General features: G+C 39.3%; 14 protein-coding genes. 1 reads left to right on the top strand and 13 read right to left on the bottom strand.

The features are described 5' to 3' along the window. Nucleotides 1–39: 39 nt before the first annotated feature. The 8 genes from ELD05_RS01510 to ELD05_RS01475 all read right to left on the bottom strand — a co-directional run bounded on the left by ELD05_RS01510 (nt 40) and on the right by ELD05_RS01475 (nt 8,547). Nucleotides 40–942, bottom strand: a complete 903-nt coding sequence (locus ELD05_RS01510; RefSeq protein ID WP_127351085.1) for a carbohydrate ABC transporter permease — start codon at nt 940–942, stop codon at nt 40–42. Nucleotides 943–969: 27 nt separating this feature from the next. Beyond that, nucleotides 970–1,896, bottom strand: coding sequence for an ABC transporter permease (locus ELD05_RS01505; RefSeq protein ID WP_127351084.1), 927 nt, complete (start codon nt 1,894–1,896; stop codon nt 970–972). Between the two features lie 111 nt (nt 1,897–2,007). Further along, a complete protein-coding gene (locus ELD05_RS01500; RefSeq protein WP_127351083.1) occupies nt 2,008–3,654 on the bottom strand; it encodes an ABC transporter substrate-binding protein in 1,647 nt (548 codons plus the stop codon). Nucleotides 3,655–3,904: 250 nt separating this feature from the next. Continuing rightward, the gene (locus ELD05_RS01495) at nt 3,905–4,891 is read right to left on the bottom strand and encodes a glycoside hydrolase family 130 protein (protein ID WP_127351082.1); all 987 of its coding nucleotides are present in this window, start codon (nt 4,889–4,891) and stop codon (nt 3,905–3,907) included. A 71-nt stretch (nt 4,892–4,962) separates the two neighbouring features. Further along, the gene (locus ELD05_RS01490) at nt 4,963–5,970 is read right to left on the bottom strand and encodes a substrate-binding domain-containing protein (protein WP_127351081.1); all 1,008 of its coding nucleotides are present in this window, start codon (nt 5,968–5,970) and stop codon (nt 4,963–4,965) included. 103 nt (nt 5,971–6,073) lie between these two features. Continuing rightward, nucleotides 6,074–7,246, bottom strand: coding sequence for an AGE family epimerase/isomerase (locus ELD05_RS01485; protein ID WP_127351080.1), 1,173 nt, complete (start codon nt 7,244–7,246; stop codon nt 6,074–6,076). Between the two features lie 168 nt (nt 7,247–7,414). Next, nucleotides 7,415–8,059: a ThuA domain-containing protein gene (locus ELD05_RS01480; RefSeq protein ID WP_127351079.1), complete on the bottom strand. Its 645-nt coding sequence runs from the start codon at nt 8,057–8,059 to the stop codon at nt 7,415–7,417. A 32-nt stretch (nt 8,060–8,091) separates the two neighbouring features. Further along, nucleotides 8,092–8,547, bottom strand: a complete 456-nt coding sequence (locus ELD05_RS01475; RefSeq protein WP_011915902.1) for a VOC family protein — start codon at nt 8,545–8,547, stop codon at nt 8,092–8,094. A gap of 265 nt (nt 8,548–8,812) precedes the next feature. Between ELD05_RS01475 and ELD05_RS01470 the strand changes: the two genes are divergently transcribed. Further along, the gene (locus tag ELD05_RS01470; RefSeq protein WP_011915901.1) at nt 8,813–9,760 is read left to right on the top strand and encodes an AAA family ATPase; all 948 of its coding nucleotides are present in this window, start codon (nt 8,813–8,815) and stop codon (nt 9,758–9,760) included. 126 nt (nt 9,761–9,886) lie between these two features. Here ELD05_RS01470 and ELD05_RS01465 read toward each other — a convergent pair whose 3' ends face one another. The 5 genes from ELD05_RS01465 to ELD05_RS01445 all read right to left on the bottom strand — a co-directional run bounded on the left by ELD05_RS01465 (nt 9,887) and on the right by ELD05_RS01445 (nt 16,704). Continuing rightward, entirely contained in the window at nt 9,887–10,978 is a 1,092-nt protein-coding gene (locus ELD05_RS01465; protein ID WP_127351078.1) for an RCC1 domain-containing protein, read from the bottom strand. A gap of 72 nt (nt 10,979–11,050) precedes the next feature. Further along, complete coding sequence (locus ELD05_RS01460) at nt 11,051–12,469, bottom strand: toxin-antitoxin system YwqK family antitoxin (protein ID WP_127351074.1); 1,419 nt, start codon at nt 12,467–12,469, stop codon at nt 11,051–11,053. Between the two features lie 13 nt (nt 12,470–12,482). Continuing rightward, nucleotides 12,483–14,627, bottom strand: a complete 2,145-nt coding sequence (locus ELD05_RS01455) for a polymorphic toxin-type HINT domain-containing protein (RefSeq protein ID WP_127351077.1) — start codon at nt 14,625–14,627, stop codon at nt 12,483–12,485. Nucleotides 14,628–15,043: 416 nt separating this feature from the next. Next, entirely contained in the window at nt 15,044–15,460 is a 417-nt protein-coding gene (locus tag ELD05_RS01450) for a bacteriohemerythrin (RefSeq protein WP_127351076.1), read from the bottom strand. Nucleotides 15,461–15,612: 152 nt separating this feature from the next. Then, a complete protein-coding gene (locus ELD05_RS01445) occupies nt 15,613–16,704 on the bottom strand; it encodes an RCC1 domain-containing protein (RefSeq protein WP_127351075.1) in 1,092 nt (363 codons plus the stop codon). Nucleotides 16,705–16,738 lie beyond the last annotated feature (34 nt).

The following is a 16,738-nucleotide window of genomic DNA, read 5'->3' as shown; positions in this document are numbered from 1 at the left end:
AGCTAAGAGAATATTGATTTAATTATAACACACTCTTCTTCACTCTTTTATACTACCAATTGTAAGACCGTGTATGAAATATCTTTGCAGGAACGGATATACAAAAAGTATGGGCAGTGTTGCAACTATTGTCATGGTTGCACGGATAGCAGTTGGTGTCACAGTCCTGCCAGAAGATGTAAGTGATGCTGAAAAGTCGGGGTTAGTTGATGCAGACTGAACAGACTGTAAAATCTTTTGAAGCTCAAATTGCAAAGTAGAAAGCTCTGGTTTTCCGGAGTTATACAGGAAGGTGTCAAACCATGAATTCCACTGACCAACCGCAACCCAAAGTGTAACAGTTGCCAAAACAGGAAGGCAGAGCGGCATAATTATCTGAAACAGTATCCTGTATTCGCTTGCACCGTCAATCTTAGCTGACTCAATAAGACTTTGAGGAAGTCCGTCTATATAGCTTCTTATCACAATTATATTGAACGCGCTTACCATACCAGGCAAAATGTACACCCAAAACGTTCCAACAAGATGAAGATTTTTCATAAGAAGGTATGTGGGGATAAGACCGCCGCTAAAATACATTGTAAACACGATGACTCTGGAGATAAACTTTCTGAATATATAGTCCTTTCGGCTAATTCCATATGCAACCATCAAACACGAAAGAACGTTTGTTATGCTTCCTATAACAGCTCTCAAAACTGATATGAGGGTTGCATGGTATATGTCAGGATTGCTAAGTATAACCCTGTAGTTGTTGAGTGTGAATTTTCTTGGCCACAGATATATTCCACCTCTTATGGAATCAAGCGCATCGTTAAGAGAAATAGCAAGTATATTCCAAAAAGGATATAAAGTAGCTATCATCACGATTATCATGACTGTGTATACCACAATGTCAATGACCAAATCCTCTGTTGTCCTGTACTTTGCTGACGTTTGCACCTTAAAAACACCCCTCAATAAAGTTTTTTAAAATACCCTTTCGCCTTCGCCAATCTTAGATGCTATTCTGTTTGCAGTTGTAACAAGAATAAGGCTTACAACAGAGTTGAAAATACCTGCTGCTGTTGCATAAGACCATCTGCCACTGCCAATACCATATCTTAAGATGTATGTCTCAAGGATATCTGAATAGTCCAAGGTTGATGGTCTTTGCAAAAGGTACATCTGCTCAAATCCAGCATTCAAAATCCATCCAACGTTCATGATAAGAAGAATCTTGACTGTGGGTAAAATACCCGGCAAGGTTATGTACCATATTCTCTTTAGCCTGCCTGCACCGTCTATGCTTGCAGCTTCATAAAGCTGCGGGTCGATGTTTGTCATTGCAGCCAAGTATATAATTGCGTTCCAGCCCATCTCCTTCCAAACCTCAGTAATTGGTGCAATGAACCAGAAATATTGAGGTTCGCCCAAAAAGTTAATTGGTTCTTTTAGAATATGGAATTTGACAAGAAGTTCGTTTATTATCCCATAGTCAGGTGAAAGCACTGTGTATATAATGTTTGCTGCTACAACCCATGAAACAAAGTGTGGAAGGTACGAGATTGTCTGCACTGTCCTTTTAAATAGCATGTTTTTAATCTCATTCAAAAGTATTGCAAACGTAATGGACGACAAAAAGTTAAAAATGAGCTTCAAACAGCTTATGACCAAGGTATTTCTAAGCGCCTGGAAAAAATAAACGTCTGAAAATAGGTCTGCAAAGTTTTTGAATCCAACCCACTCTGAATTTTGAAAACCAAGATAAGGTTTGTAGTCTTTGAATGCCAAAAGCCAGCCCCACAGTGGAAAGTAGTTAAAAATCAGCACCATAATTAAAAAAGGAAATGTAAGAACAATTAGCTGGCGCTGGTTGTAGATTGTTGTAAAGAATCCTTTCTTAGATGACTGCATCTTCCTTTTCCTCCTTAAAAGCTTGTAGGGTCAATTAAACTAAATACTCACGGAACACCTGTAGAATTAGGTGTTCCGTGAGCTTTAAAATGCTAAACTCTAAAATACCAATTAGTTCCACTCTTTGAGTCTTCTCTGGATCTCTTTTTGTCTAAAATCGATTACCTTCTTGATAGGAATCTTCTTCATCTTGTTGAGGTATTCATTCCAGATCTTATCGTACTCACCCGGTTTTGCCATTATAGCTTTTGTGATGTACCTTCTTTGCAAGTCATCAGCCTGGTTCTGGATTGCTTGCAGGTCGTCTGGAAGCTTGATATCCCAGCCATATCCGTACGGTGAGTTCCATGTTGGTGAGAACAAGTCTTTGAACGACTTAATCTTATAAGCTTTCAAAACTTCCTTTTCATATGGTTTGTACCTCTGCTCTAATGCCTGGTCTGAGTAGTCCCAAGAAATCTTTCCGCTCTTGTCTGAATATGTCCAGTCAAACGGTGGTCTTGGGAATGCAAACCAGATATTTCCGCCAATACCCTGTTTCTTTCTGTAATCTGGGTTCATGTAATTTTGAATCTGTTTTGCATCCTTGTACATCTTACCATTCTTTACATAGTAGTCCTGGCCTTGGATACCCCAGTTGATGAGTTTCAAGATATCCTCGCCAGCCATTCTGTCCAAGAACTTGAACGCTGCAACCGGGTCCTTGCACTTCTTTGTAATTGATATTCCAGCGCCTGTCCCCATTGTGACCACGTTGTATCTATCTCTCTTTACACCCTTTTTCAAAACTGGCATTGCAATAGGAATCCTGTCATATAATCCTTGTTTTTCAAGAGAATCTATTGCAGATTGTATCTGCCATCTTTCATCATAAAAACCAACAACCCTACCTGACGAAATCTTTGCTAAGTACTGGTCATAGTTTTGTGAGAACATCTCTTTGTCAAGCAGACCTTCGTTCCACATCTGGTTGAGTATCTTGTAATATGTCTTTGCATATGGCATTGTATAGCTGTCCTTTACAACACCTGTCTTTTCGTCAATAAGCCAGCCACCATCATTTGGATAGCCTTCAAGCCTCAGCGGCTGCTGCATCAGTACATAGATTCTCCAGCTGTCTGTTAAAGCTGTGAAACCTATTGTTGGCTTTCCATTGTATGTTGGATGTTTCTTGACAGCATCTTTTACAATCTTGAAATATGTGTCAATATCTCTTACAACTGGCCATTTGTTCTCTTTGAGAACGTATATAGGTAGCCAGAACCCAGCAAACGAATAGAGCGGGTCAGACTCTTCTCTGAAAGGTGTGAGATAGTAAATGTGCCCATCCTTTGGATATTTGAGTTTTTTAAGCGCTTTTGCATCATACCACTTTTTGATGTTCTTGCCGTACTTAGCAATGTAATTATCCATCGGAACTAAAGCTCCTGCTTCAATGAACTTGTTTACAACGTTGTGTGCATTGATTAAATCCGGCAAGTCACCACTTGCAAGCATGATACCTGCTTTTGTTTCCTCGTCACTGCCGACAATAAATTCAAACTGAAGCCTTACACCTGTGATCTGTTCAACCTTTTTACCAATTGGTGTCTTCCACACATCAACCGGCTCTGCGTTAGAATCACCCCAGTAAATCTTAAAAACTATTGGTTTTTTGGACGCTGCTACTGCCTTTGTTGGAGCGCTTAAAAACCCTGGAACAATGATGGTTATCAAAAAGGCAATAGCAACCAATAAAGCAACTCTTCTTTTAAACATAATCAATCCTCCTTTCTAGAATGTAATTTTTGTATAGAAAAACTGCAAAACAACTACATGTTCATTATAAAATTTGTGGTGCATATTTAACAACCCGAGAAACTTAATATTTTATACCGCAGATTTTAGATTTTACTTTACCAGTAAATAAACCAATTTCAAGTTTGGAAAACATCACAAAATCAAAAAGGCCAGCAGCTTTGTTCTGCTGCCGGCCTTTTTTTGTATGTTTTTATCATCAATATTTTTGTTATTCCTGGCTTTCTCTCTTGAGAAGTTCGATTATATCCTGAACATAAGCAAATGCAAGGTTCACGACAGTATCAGCACCACCATAATAAATTGCAAGCCTTCCTGTGCTAGAGTCGCAAAGTGCTGCGCATGGGAATGCAACGTTTGGAACATCGCCAACACATTCATAATACTCTTGTGGTGAGAGCAGGTAAGATTTTGACCTTGCCTTTACAATCCATGGTTTTTCTAAGTCCAAAAGTGCCGCACCAAAGCTGTATACATACCCGTTGCAAGATAACAATACACCATGATAAATCAAAAGCCAGCCTTCGCTTGTTTCAATTGGTGTTGGCCCTGCTCCTATTTTGAGTGATTGCCAAGGTGTGTAGCCTGCTGACATTACATGTCTGTGGCAGCCCCAGTGAATCATGTCAGGGCTTTCGCTGTAGAATATATCACCAAAGGGTGTATGGCCTGTATCTGATGGGCGGGATAGCATAGCGTATTTGCCGTTAATTTTTCTTGGGAAAAGCACACCGTTTCTGTTGTATGGCAAAAATGCATTTTCAATCTGGTAGAACTTTTCAAAGTCGAATGTATAGCCCACACCAATTGTCGGTCCGTGATAGCCATTACACCATGTGATATAGTATCTATCTTCTATGAAAGTTACTCTTGGGTCGTATTTATACTCACTGACAAGGGGGTCTCTTGTCTCTTGAATGAAATTTATTGGCTCATCATCAATCTCCCAGTTGTAACCATCCTTGCTAAACCCACGTCTGATGTTCATTCTTCTTGCCCTATCATCTACTCTAAAAACTCCTGCAAACCCATCTTTGAACGGAACCACCGCGCTGTTGAAGATACTGTTTGCATCTTTTGCCTGATTTCTCTTGATAATTGGGTTGTGTTTAGACCTCCATACAATGTCCTTGCAGTCTTTAGGTCTTTCTTCCCATGGCATGTTTGGAAGTGATTGCCCTATTATTTTGATATCCATTAGCTCTTTCCTCCTCCATATTTTTTGATTTATGTGAATTTAAAATGTTATCCGACCATCTTGAAAAAGTATTATTTCAAAGCCTTGACAGACTCTCTTATGATAATCTTGCCTTTTATGAGCATTTTGCCATAATGTTTTTCTCCCTGCTTTATCTTTTCAACCATCATCTTGGCTGTTCTTCTGCCCATCTCTTCCAAATTCACACGGACTGTAGTAATTTTGGGCTGTGAAAGCACTGCGTGAAGGCTATCATCAAACCCCACCACCGAAACATCATCCGGCACCTTGTATCCACTTGATTTGAGCTTCTCTATTGTAAGATAAGCAGTCTTGTCACAGTTGCAAACAAATGCCGTTGGAAGGTTTTTGGGCAATACAATATCTATGAAATTGTTGTTGTCATCCCTGTCTTTTATTATCCAGTCCTTGTTGAGATCTATCTTGTTCTCCAAAAGCGCCTTGTAAAAGCCCAGGAACCTGTCCTGGATACTGCTTGTTGCGTAGATGTTCCCTACAAACCCAATTTTGGTGTGACCCTGCTCTATTAGCATGTTGGTTATCTCGTATGTTGCGTAAAAGTTGTCTGTGATGACACAGTCAACGTTAAACTTGTCACAGTAAAAGTCTAAAAACACTGTCGGGTAATTGTAACTTAAAATCTTTTGAATGTAGTCAAGACTCATCTGACCCAAAATAACAACACCGTCTACCTTCTGTTCCAAAAGCGCGTTGGGTACAGAAAGCTCATTTTCGTCTGACTGGCTTATAATGTTGAAGGTTGTTGTAAAGCCAAGCTTCTCTAAACTGTTTGAAAGATGCTTGTAAAGGTCTATGTAGAAATAGTCGTCTTTACCATAGTATTTTTCTGACGATATCACACCGATGGAATACGTTAGGTTTTCTCTTAGCATCCTTCCCTTTGCGTTGTAGATGTAACCCATCTCCTGGGCAGTCTTTATGATTTTCTCTTTCAGGGATGAACTAATATCAGGGCTGTCCTTGAGCGCCTTTGACACTGTTACCTTGGAAACACCAAGCTTTTCGGCAATGTCTTTCATGGTAACTCTCTTGTCCATGGTCTTTTTATTCCCCTTCAAAATAGGCTTTACAAGCCTTTTCTTTTTTACTTACTATTATACTTTATTTCTCTGTAACTTTACAGGGTCAAGCTCGAAACTTTTAGTCAACCCTTTTTATTATCTCCAAACACATTCTGCCATTGTGATACGGGCACTTCCATTGCTCAACAATTGGCATATCTGCAGCTTCTAAATCCTCATTTACCTTCCACAGCCATTCAGAGTTCTTTCTTCTGTCAACAAGATGCTCTTTTATGAACTCCCATGTCTTGATGGCTGCATCTAAATATTTTTCCTCTTTTGTCTTTTGATATGCATTGAAAAATCCAACAACCGTCTCTGCTTCAACCCACCAGATTTTGCTTCTGTCAACCCTGTCCTCTACCTTCTCGTTTATAAGACTTTGACCATCAAAGGCTTCTTTTAAAGTTACTTGCGCAACCTCTAATGTGAGCTTTTCAACCTCCTCTTTTAATTCTTCATCCTTCAGATACTTAGCAGCTTCGTCCAAAAGCCAACTTGCTTCAATGTCATGTCCATATGATACTGCTTTTATAAGTTCGTTCCAGTTATCATCGCAGAATACCTTGAAGTGACCTGTTCCTTTTTTGTAAATCTTGTCAACAAAGAGTCTTACAATCCACTCAAGCGCTTCATACACATCTTTAGTTCTCAAAACCCTGTAAAGGTTTGTGTAGCTCTCCAGTACATGAAGATGCGTGTTCATTGTTTTTGAGGCAATTACTCCATTTTCGCTCAAAAACCTGTTTTCTTTTTCTTGCCAGTTTCTCTCAAACTGTTCTGTGTATCCATTTTCCCTTTTGCATTTTGTCTCTAAAATTTCGAAAAGCCTCTTTGCCAAATGAAGAGCTTCTTCGTCCCCGGATGCTTCATAGTACTCCGAAAGTCCGTATATGCCAAAAGCCTGAACATAAACATGTTTTGTCACATCAACGGGCACACCTTTATGGGATACATTCCAGAAAAGTCCTTCATACTCTTTGTCCCAAAACTTGTTTTTTAAAAATTCAAACGCATGAAAAGCCAGCTCTTTGCATTTTTCATTTTTCAGTACATTGTAACATGCTGAGAAAAACCACAATATCCTCGAGTTCAAAATGCAACCTTTTTGAGCTTTTCTGTGAATGTTAAGATTAAAGTCCATATATCCATAGTAGCCACCAAATTCATCGTCCTTTAAACTTTGCCAAAACGGTATTATCTTTTCTTCAAGATGAGCTTTTAAATCTTCCTTAAACCTTGTAATATCCATTTTTCACCAGCTCACTTAAAAGTTTAGTAAATAGGTTACTTAATCGTTCACTTTATATTTCTATATTAATTGTTTTTTTATATTCTGTCAACGGTTTTTTAAAAAGGGTTTATCCTAAGCTGTAGCCGGACAAGCCCTTGAAAAAGTCTTATTTATATTTTGAAAGTCCTACTTGAAAAGAAAGGTCAAAACTGTTTTGAGAAGTCCCTGGAAGTTATTATCCAAAAGCCCGTCTTCTCTGTGAGCAGGAGTTAATGCAACCACTTTGCCCTTGCCAAAATTGTGCCACCATCCTGCAATTGAACCGCCATCCTCTGATTCAGAGTAAAGATAGATGTTAGTATTTTCTTTGTCGCAAAAAACAAAATAGTGTTCATCCACAATTGTGAAGTCAAACCCTTTGCTGCCAAGAACAACTTTTTGGAAAGAGTGATATCTTACAGGTTTGTGCTTCTCTGGATGAAACTTAAAATACCCTCTCACAAGTTTGCAAAACTCTCCTTCTTCAGGGTATGAGGCAAGCCCTGAGTGCCATACAAAAAGCCTTCCACCGCCTTCAACATACTCTTTTATTCTCTTTTCCAACTGCTCTGTCATCCAGCACTTTACAATTTCATCCTGCGGATTTATCCTGTTTTCTGCAGAGATTACAATTGCATCTGGATTTTGAGAAAGAAACTCCTCAAAGTTTTCAATAGATGCATCTATTATCTCGCAGTTATCTAAAGCAGTACTTGTGGCTTGCTGTAAGGCTTTGAGCAGGTTGTCATGACTGTGGTAAAAATCTCCAACCAAAGCCAAGATTCTTTTCATATTCTTACTCCCCACTTCCCCAAAAAAATATTTCAAAAGTTCTCCAAAAGTTCTAAGATGAATTTGAGCTTATTGGTACTTTCCATGTAAGCATATCTTCCACCTGTGTAATCCCCTTTTTGAATAACCTCAATTCCTTCTTTTTTAAGATTTTCAATCTTCTCATCCATGTTCTTTACAAATACACCTATATGGTGAATACCCTCGCCGTGAGTTTCCAAAAAGTCTCTCCATGTAGAAGGATTCTCATCTGGCTCAATCAGCTCAATCTCTATGTTTTTAAAGTTTCTGAAAAATGCAAGTTTTGCTCTGGCATTTGTAGGCTTTCCTCTATACTCTGTGTGTGTTTTTTCGTACCCTTCAGTTTCGATAATCTGTGGAACCTCAACTCCAAAAAACTGCGCAAAGTCTTTTGCTGTCTTTTCAATGTCTCTAACAATTATTCCTATCTGGACAACAACATCTGTTTCCAAAATCTCGTTCGCCACCTTTTATGCCTCCTTTGAAATTGTTTACATGACAATATTGTATCTCACTTTGTTAAGTTATGGGTATACAAATTTCTGCTTTGTTTTTGCACATTTTCGATAAAACAGCTCTCAATATTTTGTAAGTTTAACCTGATCCCAGTTCATTGAAATAACTACATAAAAGAGGTAAAATAATCTTGTAGGTAGGGCATGTAAGTTTAAATAAAACATAGTAAGGTCAAAATTTTAATAAAAAGATTTAAAAAGAGGGTAGGAATGAGAAATGGAGATAGCCAACGTTGCAAGAAGGATTATCCAAAACATATCAAAGGTGATTGTGGGAAAAGAAGCTCAAATTGAGCTTGTAATAACATCTCTCTTTGCCGGTGGGCATGTTCTTTTAGAGGACGTCCCGGGCACAGGAAAAACAATGCTATCAAAGGCTCTTGCAAAATCTATAAATTGTAGTTTCAAAAGAATTCAGTTCACGCCAGACCTTCTGCCATCAGATCTGACAGGTATATACTACTTCAACATGAAAACACAAGAGTTTGAGTTCAGACCAGGTCCAATTTTCACAAATATACTGCTGGCTGATGAAATAAACAGGGCAACTCCGAGAACACAGTCAAGTCTTCTTGAATGCATGGAAGAAAGACAGGTGACAATTGACGGTATCACACATAAGTTAGAAGACCCATTTTTTGTTATTGCTACTCAAAACCCCATTGAAATTCAGGGAACATATCCTCTCCCTGAGGCGCAGCTTGACAGGTTTTTGATAAAGCTCAGTTTAGGATACACAAACAAAGAAGAGACTATCCAGATGCTCACAAGGTTCAAAGAAAAAAATCCTCTTGATGAGATCGAACCTGTGGTAGCAAAGGATGAGGTAATAATGATTCAGGAAAAGATAAAAGAGGTGTATGTAAACGAAGATATTCTATCTTATATATACGAAATTTGTCAAAGCACAAGAGAACACGAAATGGTTCAGCTTCCTGCAAGCAACAGAAGCTTCATTGCTCTTATGCGTGCATCTCAAAGCCTCGCTGCTGTCCGAGGCTACGATTTTGTTCTTCCTGATTTTGTCAAGTACTTAGCTCCTTTTGTCCTCAGCCACAGGATTCTTCTCAAAAATCAATATATAATCAAAAACACAAAGTCGTCAGATGTGATAAACGAGATACTTGAAAAGGTACCAGTGCCAAGTGAGAATTTCGCTTTTTGAAAACATTTAGTTGTTATATTTATTTGCACAATGAATAAGCATACTATCCTTGCAACATCACATCAAAAGCTAAATAATACTCTATTCGCCTCTTGCTTCAAATTTTCTCACTTCAGGCTAATAATATCAACCAAAGAAAGATTTATCAAAAACCTCAATAGGAGTTGTTATTACATAATTCTCTTCCCTCACAACACCATCCCTGCTGCCTACCTGCCCAAAATAGTTAAATCCCCAGCCCCAGATACTCCCATCTTCCTTAACTGCTACTGTGTGCCAGCCTCCTCCTGATATCGATACAACTCCTTCTATCCCCCCCACTCTAACAGGAAAAACCTTGCTCACTACAGTCCCATCTCCAAGCTGTCCTCTCCTGTTCATACCCCATGCCCACACACTGCCATCTCCTTTCACCACCAGCGCATGCTTATACCCAGCCGCTATCATCCTCACATCTTCCAATAACTCTCTCTCAATAAGCACAGGGAAAATACGTTCATTCTCTCTCCACAAATCATACTCAAAAACTCCCCATGTCAACACTCTGCCATCTTGCCTCAACGCCACCGCATGATTCTCACCCAATGCTATCGCCACTATGTCTTCTAACTTATCTATTATAATAAACTTTCTTTTGTCCCATAAATCTATATCACCACATAGATGTTTGTGCCATCTTTTCCCCCATGCTACTATCCTGCCGTCCTTCCTCAATGCAAAAACTAAATATCTGTTCGTCGCTATCGATACTATCTCACCCAAACCCTCTACCTTCAGCGGAACCTCACAATGGGTTACTATCTCGTTTAAACCCAATACTCCATCACTATTAAACCCCCAAACCCAAATTGTCCCATCTCTTTTCAATGCCAAAGAATGCCCCTCCGCCGCAGCTACCATCACTACATCTTTCAAGCCTTTTACTTGCACAGGAACTAACTTGCTCTCCCTCGTCCCATCTCCAAGCTGCCCGCCTTCATTCCTGCCCCAAGCCCATACTGTCCCGTCTCTCCTCAGCGCAAGATTATGGTCTTTCCCCGCTGACACCATCACTATATCCTCTAATCCTTTTACTCGCACAGGAGTGGCAAAAATGCCACCCTTCTCACCTATCCCTAACTCCCCATTCCAGTTCGAACCCCATGCCCATACACTACCATCACTTAATACCGCAAGCGTATAATTATCTCCACATGAAACCTGCACTGCCTTCCTCATCCCCACAATCACCTTCCTATTTAATCCTGTGTTTTTATCTGCCTCATCTTCTTTTATTATTCCTGCTAACGCTCAGTAAACCAATTTATGCTCAGAACCATCTTCATTGTAGTATGAACTCCCTTCTCTTCCCCCCCATTCAATCCACATTGGATTTCCATTTTCGTAATATCTTGCTGTATAAAACTTATATTTGTACTTTTCCCTTTCTTCTTCACTCAAAGGTGGCAATCTATAAAATGTTTCTTTTACCCTGCCATCTTCATAATACCACACCATGCAGGGCTCTTCTCCCCTACGCCACTTACCTTCAATGCAATATTCCACTGCCTTTTCCTGACCGTGTTTGTACCACCACACTGCCGCAGGCCCATCTTCTCTGTGCAGTTTACCCCCCTTGAAATACTCCTCAAATTCCTTCACTCCATTGTCATAATACCACACATTCGCTGGTCCTCCTTCCCTGTGCCTCCTGCCTTCTTTAAAATACGTCTCTCCTCTTATCCTACCATCTCTGAAATAACATATATACCCAGGTCCTCCTTCCCTGTGATGCTTGCCTTCAATGTAATACTCCTCTATCTTCTTCGCTCCATCCTCGTAATACACTACTCTCGCAGGTCCATCTTCCCTGTGAAGCTTACCTTCCCTGTAATAGCACTCCTCCTTAACTTTCCCACTCTCGTAATACTCAATCTTCGCTGGCCCTCCTTCCCTGTGAACCTTCCCATCAACATAATACACCTTCGCAACAACTTCCCCTCTGTATGAATATCTTATATACGCAGGTCCGTCTTCCCTGTGAACCTTCCCTCCTCGATAATATATCTCTATCTCCTTCTTCCCATTGTCGTAATATTTCACATACGCAGGTCCATCCCCCCTGTGCTCTTTGCCCTTGCTGTAATATATCTCATACTTCAATCTGCCATCTGCATAATACCCCCTCTCAACTCCATCCCTCTCCTTCTCCGCTTCTGCCTCTTCACCCCCTTTCTTCTCTTCATCCTCTCCCATCCTGTCCAAATATCTGCTGTAGCCGTCCTTAACTTCCCAAACCTCTATTACCTCATCCAAATCAAGCACATCTATCGTCTTTACAAAATCCCTGTTATCTGGTCCTGCATTCTCACTTATGTCTAAAAATCCATATCCCTCATTTTCTTTCGCAGATTTTATTATTTGTATCTCATTTACAGAAGATGTAACAAACCACCCATAGTATTTTTGAACCCAGTATCCCTTGTATCTTATTTGCCACTTCCTTTCATACACAGCTGTCACATCATCCACTAACACTACCTTCTCATAAATCCCTCTCTCCCCTTCCACCGGTCTAAATCCTCTCAACTTAACGTCTTCTTCGTCTGTCGATATTAATCTGTATCCTTTCAAAATGTAAGTCCCCGGGATATAGCAATTTTCATAACAATATTCTTTGCCTCTGTAAACACAGACTTTCTCACATCCATACAACATCCTAAATAGCATCAGTATCGCCTCCTTACTCCTCAAAACGTATAAATCTTTTTTCTACTTCAGAATATCTTGCTATCACTTTCATATTCTTATTTCCTCTCATTTCTATCAAAAATGCACCATCTTTTAAACTTAGGGGATTTTCAAAGTGAACAAAATACTCCGGTATTGCCTTGTCTTTCATTTGATTCATTACATCATTGCTTATATGCTCACTGTATCCAGCACCTGTTGCTGTAAATCCAGTCCCTGTGAATGGTTTGGAAAGATACCTTTCCGCTAACTCTTCATCCTCCTCAAATAAAATAAAATGTTCTTTACGAATACCCAAATTAGCAAGCTCTTCATCCGAAATGTCTTCAAACATATTTTTGCTAACTGGAATTTTTATCTTGTCTACGTCCTTCGTTTTAAATACCACAATATAGCATGATATTTCATTATATTTAATATCAGATAGCTTATTATGATCCGGAAATGGTGAACCTTTGTAATCTAACCTTAGTCGTGCTACAAGTTCCTCACAAGTCTTAGTGTCTTCAAGGTCAGCTGCACACGCTATAAATCCACTTACAGATGGATTTTCCGCATTTATATAATATTTATTTAACATCTCCTCATCAGGGCTTAGAACTCTTATTAATACTGTATCCTCATCTGGTTTTGGTATTGAGCTTCTAATTTTAAGCAATATTTTCCTTACTTCAGATGGAAGTTTTTGTTCTTTTTCGTCATGAACAAATCTCTTAATGTACTCTAAAAACTCTTCTTTCGAAAGTGAATTTCCTATAAGAACATTATCTAATTCCTGGGTAAAAGATTTTCTGCCTTCGTCAAGTTTACCAAAACCTTCTTTTTCAATTATCTTAAATTTTTCGGCTACATCTGGCCATTTTCCCCAAAGTTTAGTCTCCTCAGGTGTGCAGTCATTATGCACAAGCAATCCAGAGCTTCCAACAAAGTAAGTATGATAATCTTCTATGTTGAGATTATAAATTTTTACAGGTGCGCTTAACTTCTCAACTTCTACTTCATATACTACTTTCATTATACCATCTTGTGTTACTATTTTGTCACCACTTTTTATATCCTCAGCTGCTTCCCACCAGCCCGAATCTGTAAAGAATAAGTGCGATTTCGTAGTTTTTACTTCATCATCTCCAACTTTGATATGAACAATTTCTTCCGCACTCTTGACATAAATCTGTTTAACTTTCTTATAAGCTGTCTTACCTGTATTGACATCCTTCGCAAAAACAAAATCACCTATCTTTATCTCATCTATCCTCTTTTTACCCTCTTTTGTAATAACAATTGTGTCCCCGGTAAAGCAACCTTCTTCTAAAAATTTTAGTGATTCTTCAGCCGAATCCTCACTCATTCCCTCTTCTATTAATTTCTTCTTCAGTTTTGCCCTTGATAAGCCAAATTCACATCCATCCACTGTTGTTAAATCTAACTCATCTTCAATCCTGTACACAGACCTAATCTTTTCAAAAACTCTTCCCACAGATGTTTTCAAGTAGTCCTTTATTGTTTCCACTGCCTCAACAACTTTGAGAGCTGCTTCACGAGATAGTATCTTGAATTTTTCAAGCTTATTTACCTTAACAGCTAAACTGTCCATTTTTTCAATAAGCGCAGGGTCAATACCTCTTGCCATAGCTTTTACTGCACTATCACCATAATTGTTGATCACTCTCGCAGCATCTGGACCATACCTCTTTATAGCCTCAATCGCATCAGGACCGTATCTTGCTGCAACTTCAGCAACTTCATCTCCAAATTGTTCAGCTATCTGGGCTATCTCATCCAGTTGATTTTTTACCGTCTTGAATAACGTCATAATACCCGGTACTAAATATTCAATTACCTTAAATACTCCAAATGTAGCAATATTTAGTATCAACTCGCCAAACAGTTGGCTTGCATATTCATAATCTCTTGTCTCCCAGTACAAAATTATTGTTTCTAACGTCATAATGAGATTGATTGTGCTGATTACAAACAATGAATAGAATATAATTGCTAAAAGCGGATTGGTTGCAGCAATTAAAGCACAAGATATTTGCAGTACATCAAATATAGCCCAAGCAAGTGTAGTTAAACTAACCAGCGCAACCATAACATCAACAGCTGCAGAACCACCTGCAAGCCCTCCGCTTATCATGTATCCTGCTGCGCCAGTTTCCGAATCTAAAACTATATAACCTGCTCCCTGCCAGTTGTAGTACCTTATCTCTTTTTGCGGTATTATTACTATCTTCCCGCTGTTAACAGCATTGGTGATATCTGTTTTAACATGCTCGGAAACATCCAGTTCATTTATTCTGTCAATGTTATCCTTGCCTATAGTATATATAGGTATCCATCTATTGCTTGCTTCTGCATGTTTTTAGATTTAATAAATATGCGTAGGTAATACTCAAATCAAATATGATTTCAAATGATTAAGATACTGCTTTCAACTGACCTTGGAAAAAAACACTTTGATATTGACCTTTACAGAAAAAGCCTGATATCTTATAAACAAAAAGCTGTCTACCATTGTGGCAGATAGCTTTTGCAGGTTCTTGAACCTTTTGTCTACATCCCCTGCTCCTTCTTTTTTAAAAAAGCTACTAGTTTCTTATCCTCTACAATTACATGGTTCTCTAACCACTCTTCAATAATCCCTCTTATCTTCATAACAGCAGCTACTAACTCTCCTTCCTTTCCTGCTTCCTCTCGATACTTTTTATATTTTTCAAGAAAGCTGTCGTGTTCTCTCTTGTGTGAAAAATAGGGCGGATACAAATACTTCTTCATGCGATATTCTTGACGTGAAAAACTAATAGCTAAATTATTCCCCAAAAAGCGTAGCTCTTCTAAAACATCTTTTTGACTTTCAGGCTGTTCATAGGCATGTAAAATTTTATTCATTCTCTCAACAATTTTTTTGATATCCTCGTCGAAACCTTCATCACCTAAAGTATACTGTTCTTTCCATTCTATCTGCGACACTTCCAATCACCCTCTCTCTAATATTTCTTTTTCGGTATTATTTCTTTCAGCAACTTTTTTAAAAATATTATACTGCAAAAAAATATAAACCCAATTTTGCTCAACTCTCTTTTACCAACACAAACCTGCAAAACTGTAGCTATTTCGCATTATCAACAAAAGAAAGACTTATCAAAAACCTCAATAGGAGTTGTTATTACATAATTCTCTTCCCTCACAACACCATCCCTGCTGCCTACCTGCCCAAAATAGTTAAATCCCCAGCCCCAGATACTCCCATCTTCCTTAACTGCTACTGTGTGCCAGCCTCCTCCTGATATCGATACAACTCCTTCTATCCCCCCCACTCTAACAGGAAAAACCTTGCTCACTACAGTCCCATCTCCAAGCTGTCCTCTCCTGTTCATACCCCATGCCCACACACTGCCATCTCCTTTCACCACCAGCGCATGCTTATACCCAGCCGCTATCATCCTCACATCTTCCAATAACTCTCTCTCAATAAGCACAGGGAAAATACGTTCATTCTCTCTCCACAAATCATACTCAAAAACTCCCCATGTCAACACTCTGCCATCTTGCCTCAACGCCACCGCATGATTCTCACCCAATGCTATCGCCACTATGTCTTCTAACTTATCTATTATAATAAACTTTCTTTTGTCCCATAAATCTATATCACCACATAGATGTTTGTGCCATCTTTTCCCCCATGCTACTATCCTGCCGTCCTTCCTCAATGCAAAAACTAAATATCTGTTCGTCGCTATCGATACTATCTCACCCAAACCCTCTACCTTCAGCGGAACCTCACAATGGGTTACTATCTCGTTTAAACCCAATACTCCATCACTATTAAACCCCCAAACCCAAATTGTCCCATCTCTTTTCAATGCCAAAGAATGCCCCTCCGCCGCAGCTACCATCACTACATCTTTCAAGCCTTTTACTTGCACAGGAACTAACTTGCTCTCCCTCGTCCCATCTCCAAGCTGCCCGCCTTCATTCCTGCCCCAAGCCCATACTGTCCCGTCTCTCCTCAGCGCAAGATTATGGTCTTTCCCCGCTGACACCATCACTATATCCTCTAATCCTTTTACTCGCACAGGAGTGGCAAAAATGCCACCCTTCTCACCTATCCCTAACTCCCCATTCCAGTTCGAACCCCATGCCCATACACTACCATCACTTAATACCGCAAGCGTATAATTATCTCCACATGAAACCTGCACTGCCTTCCTCATCCCCACAATCACCTTCCTATTTAATCCTGTGTTT

The organism is Caldicellulosiruptor changbaiensis, from assembly GCF_003999255.1.
Lineage (GTDB): Bacteria > Bacillota > Thermoanaerobacteria > Caldicellulosiruptorales > Caldicellulosiruptoraceae > Caldicellulosiruptor > Caldicellulosiruptor changbaiensis.
The sequence above is the reverse complement of the archived record's forward strand: the minus strand, read 5'-3'. Positions and strand labels throughout refer to the sequence as shown.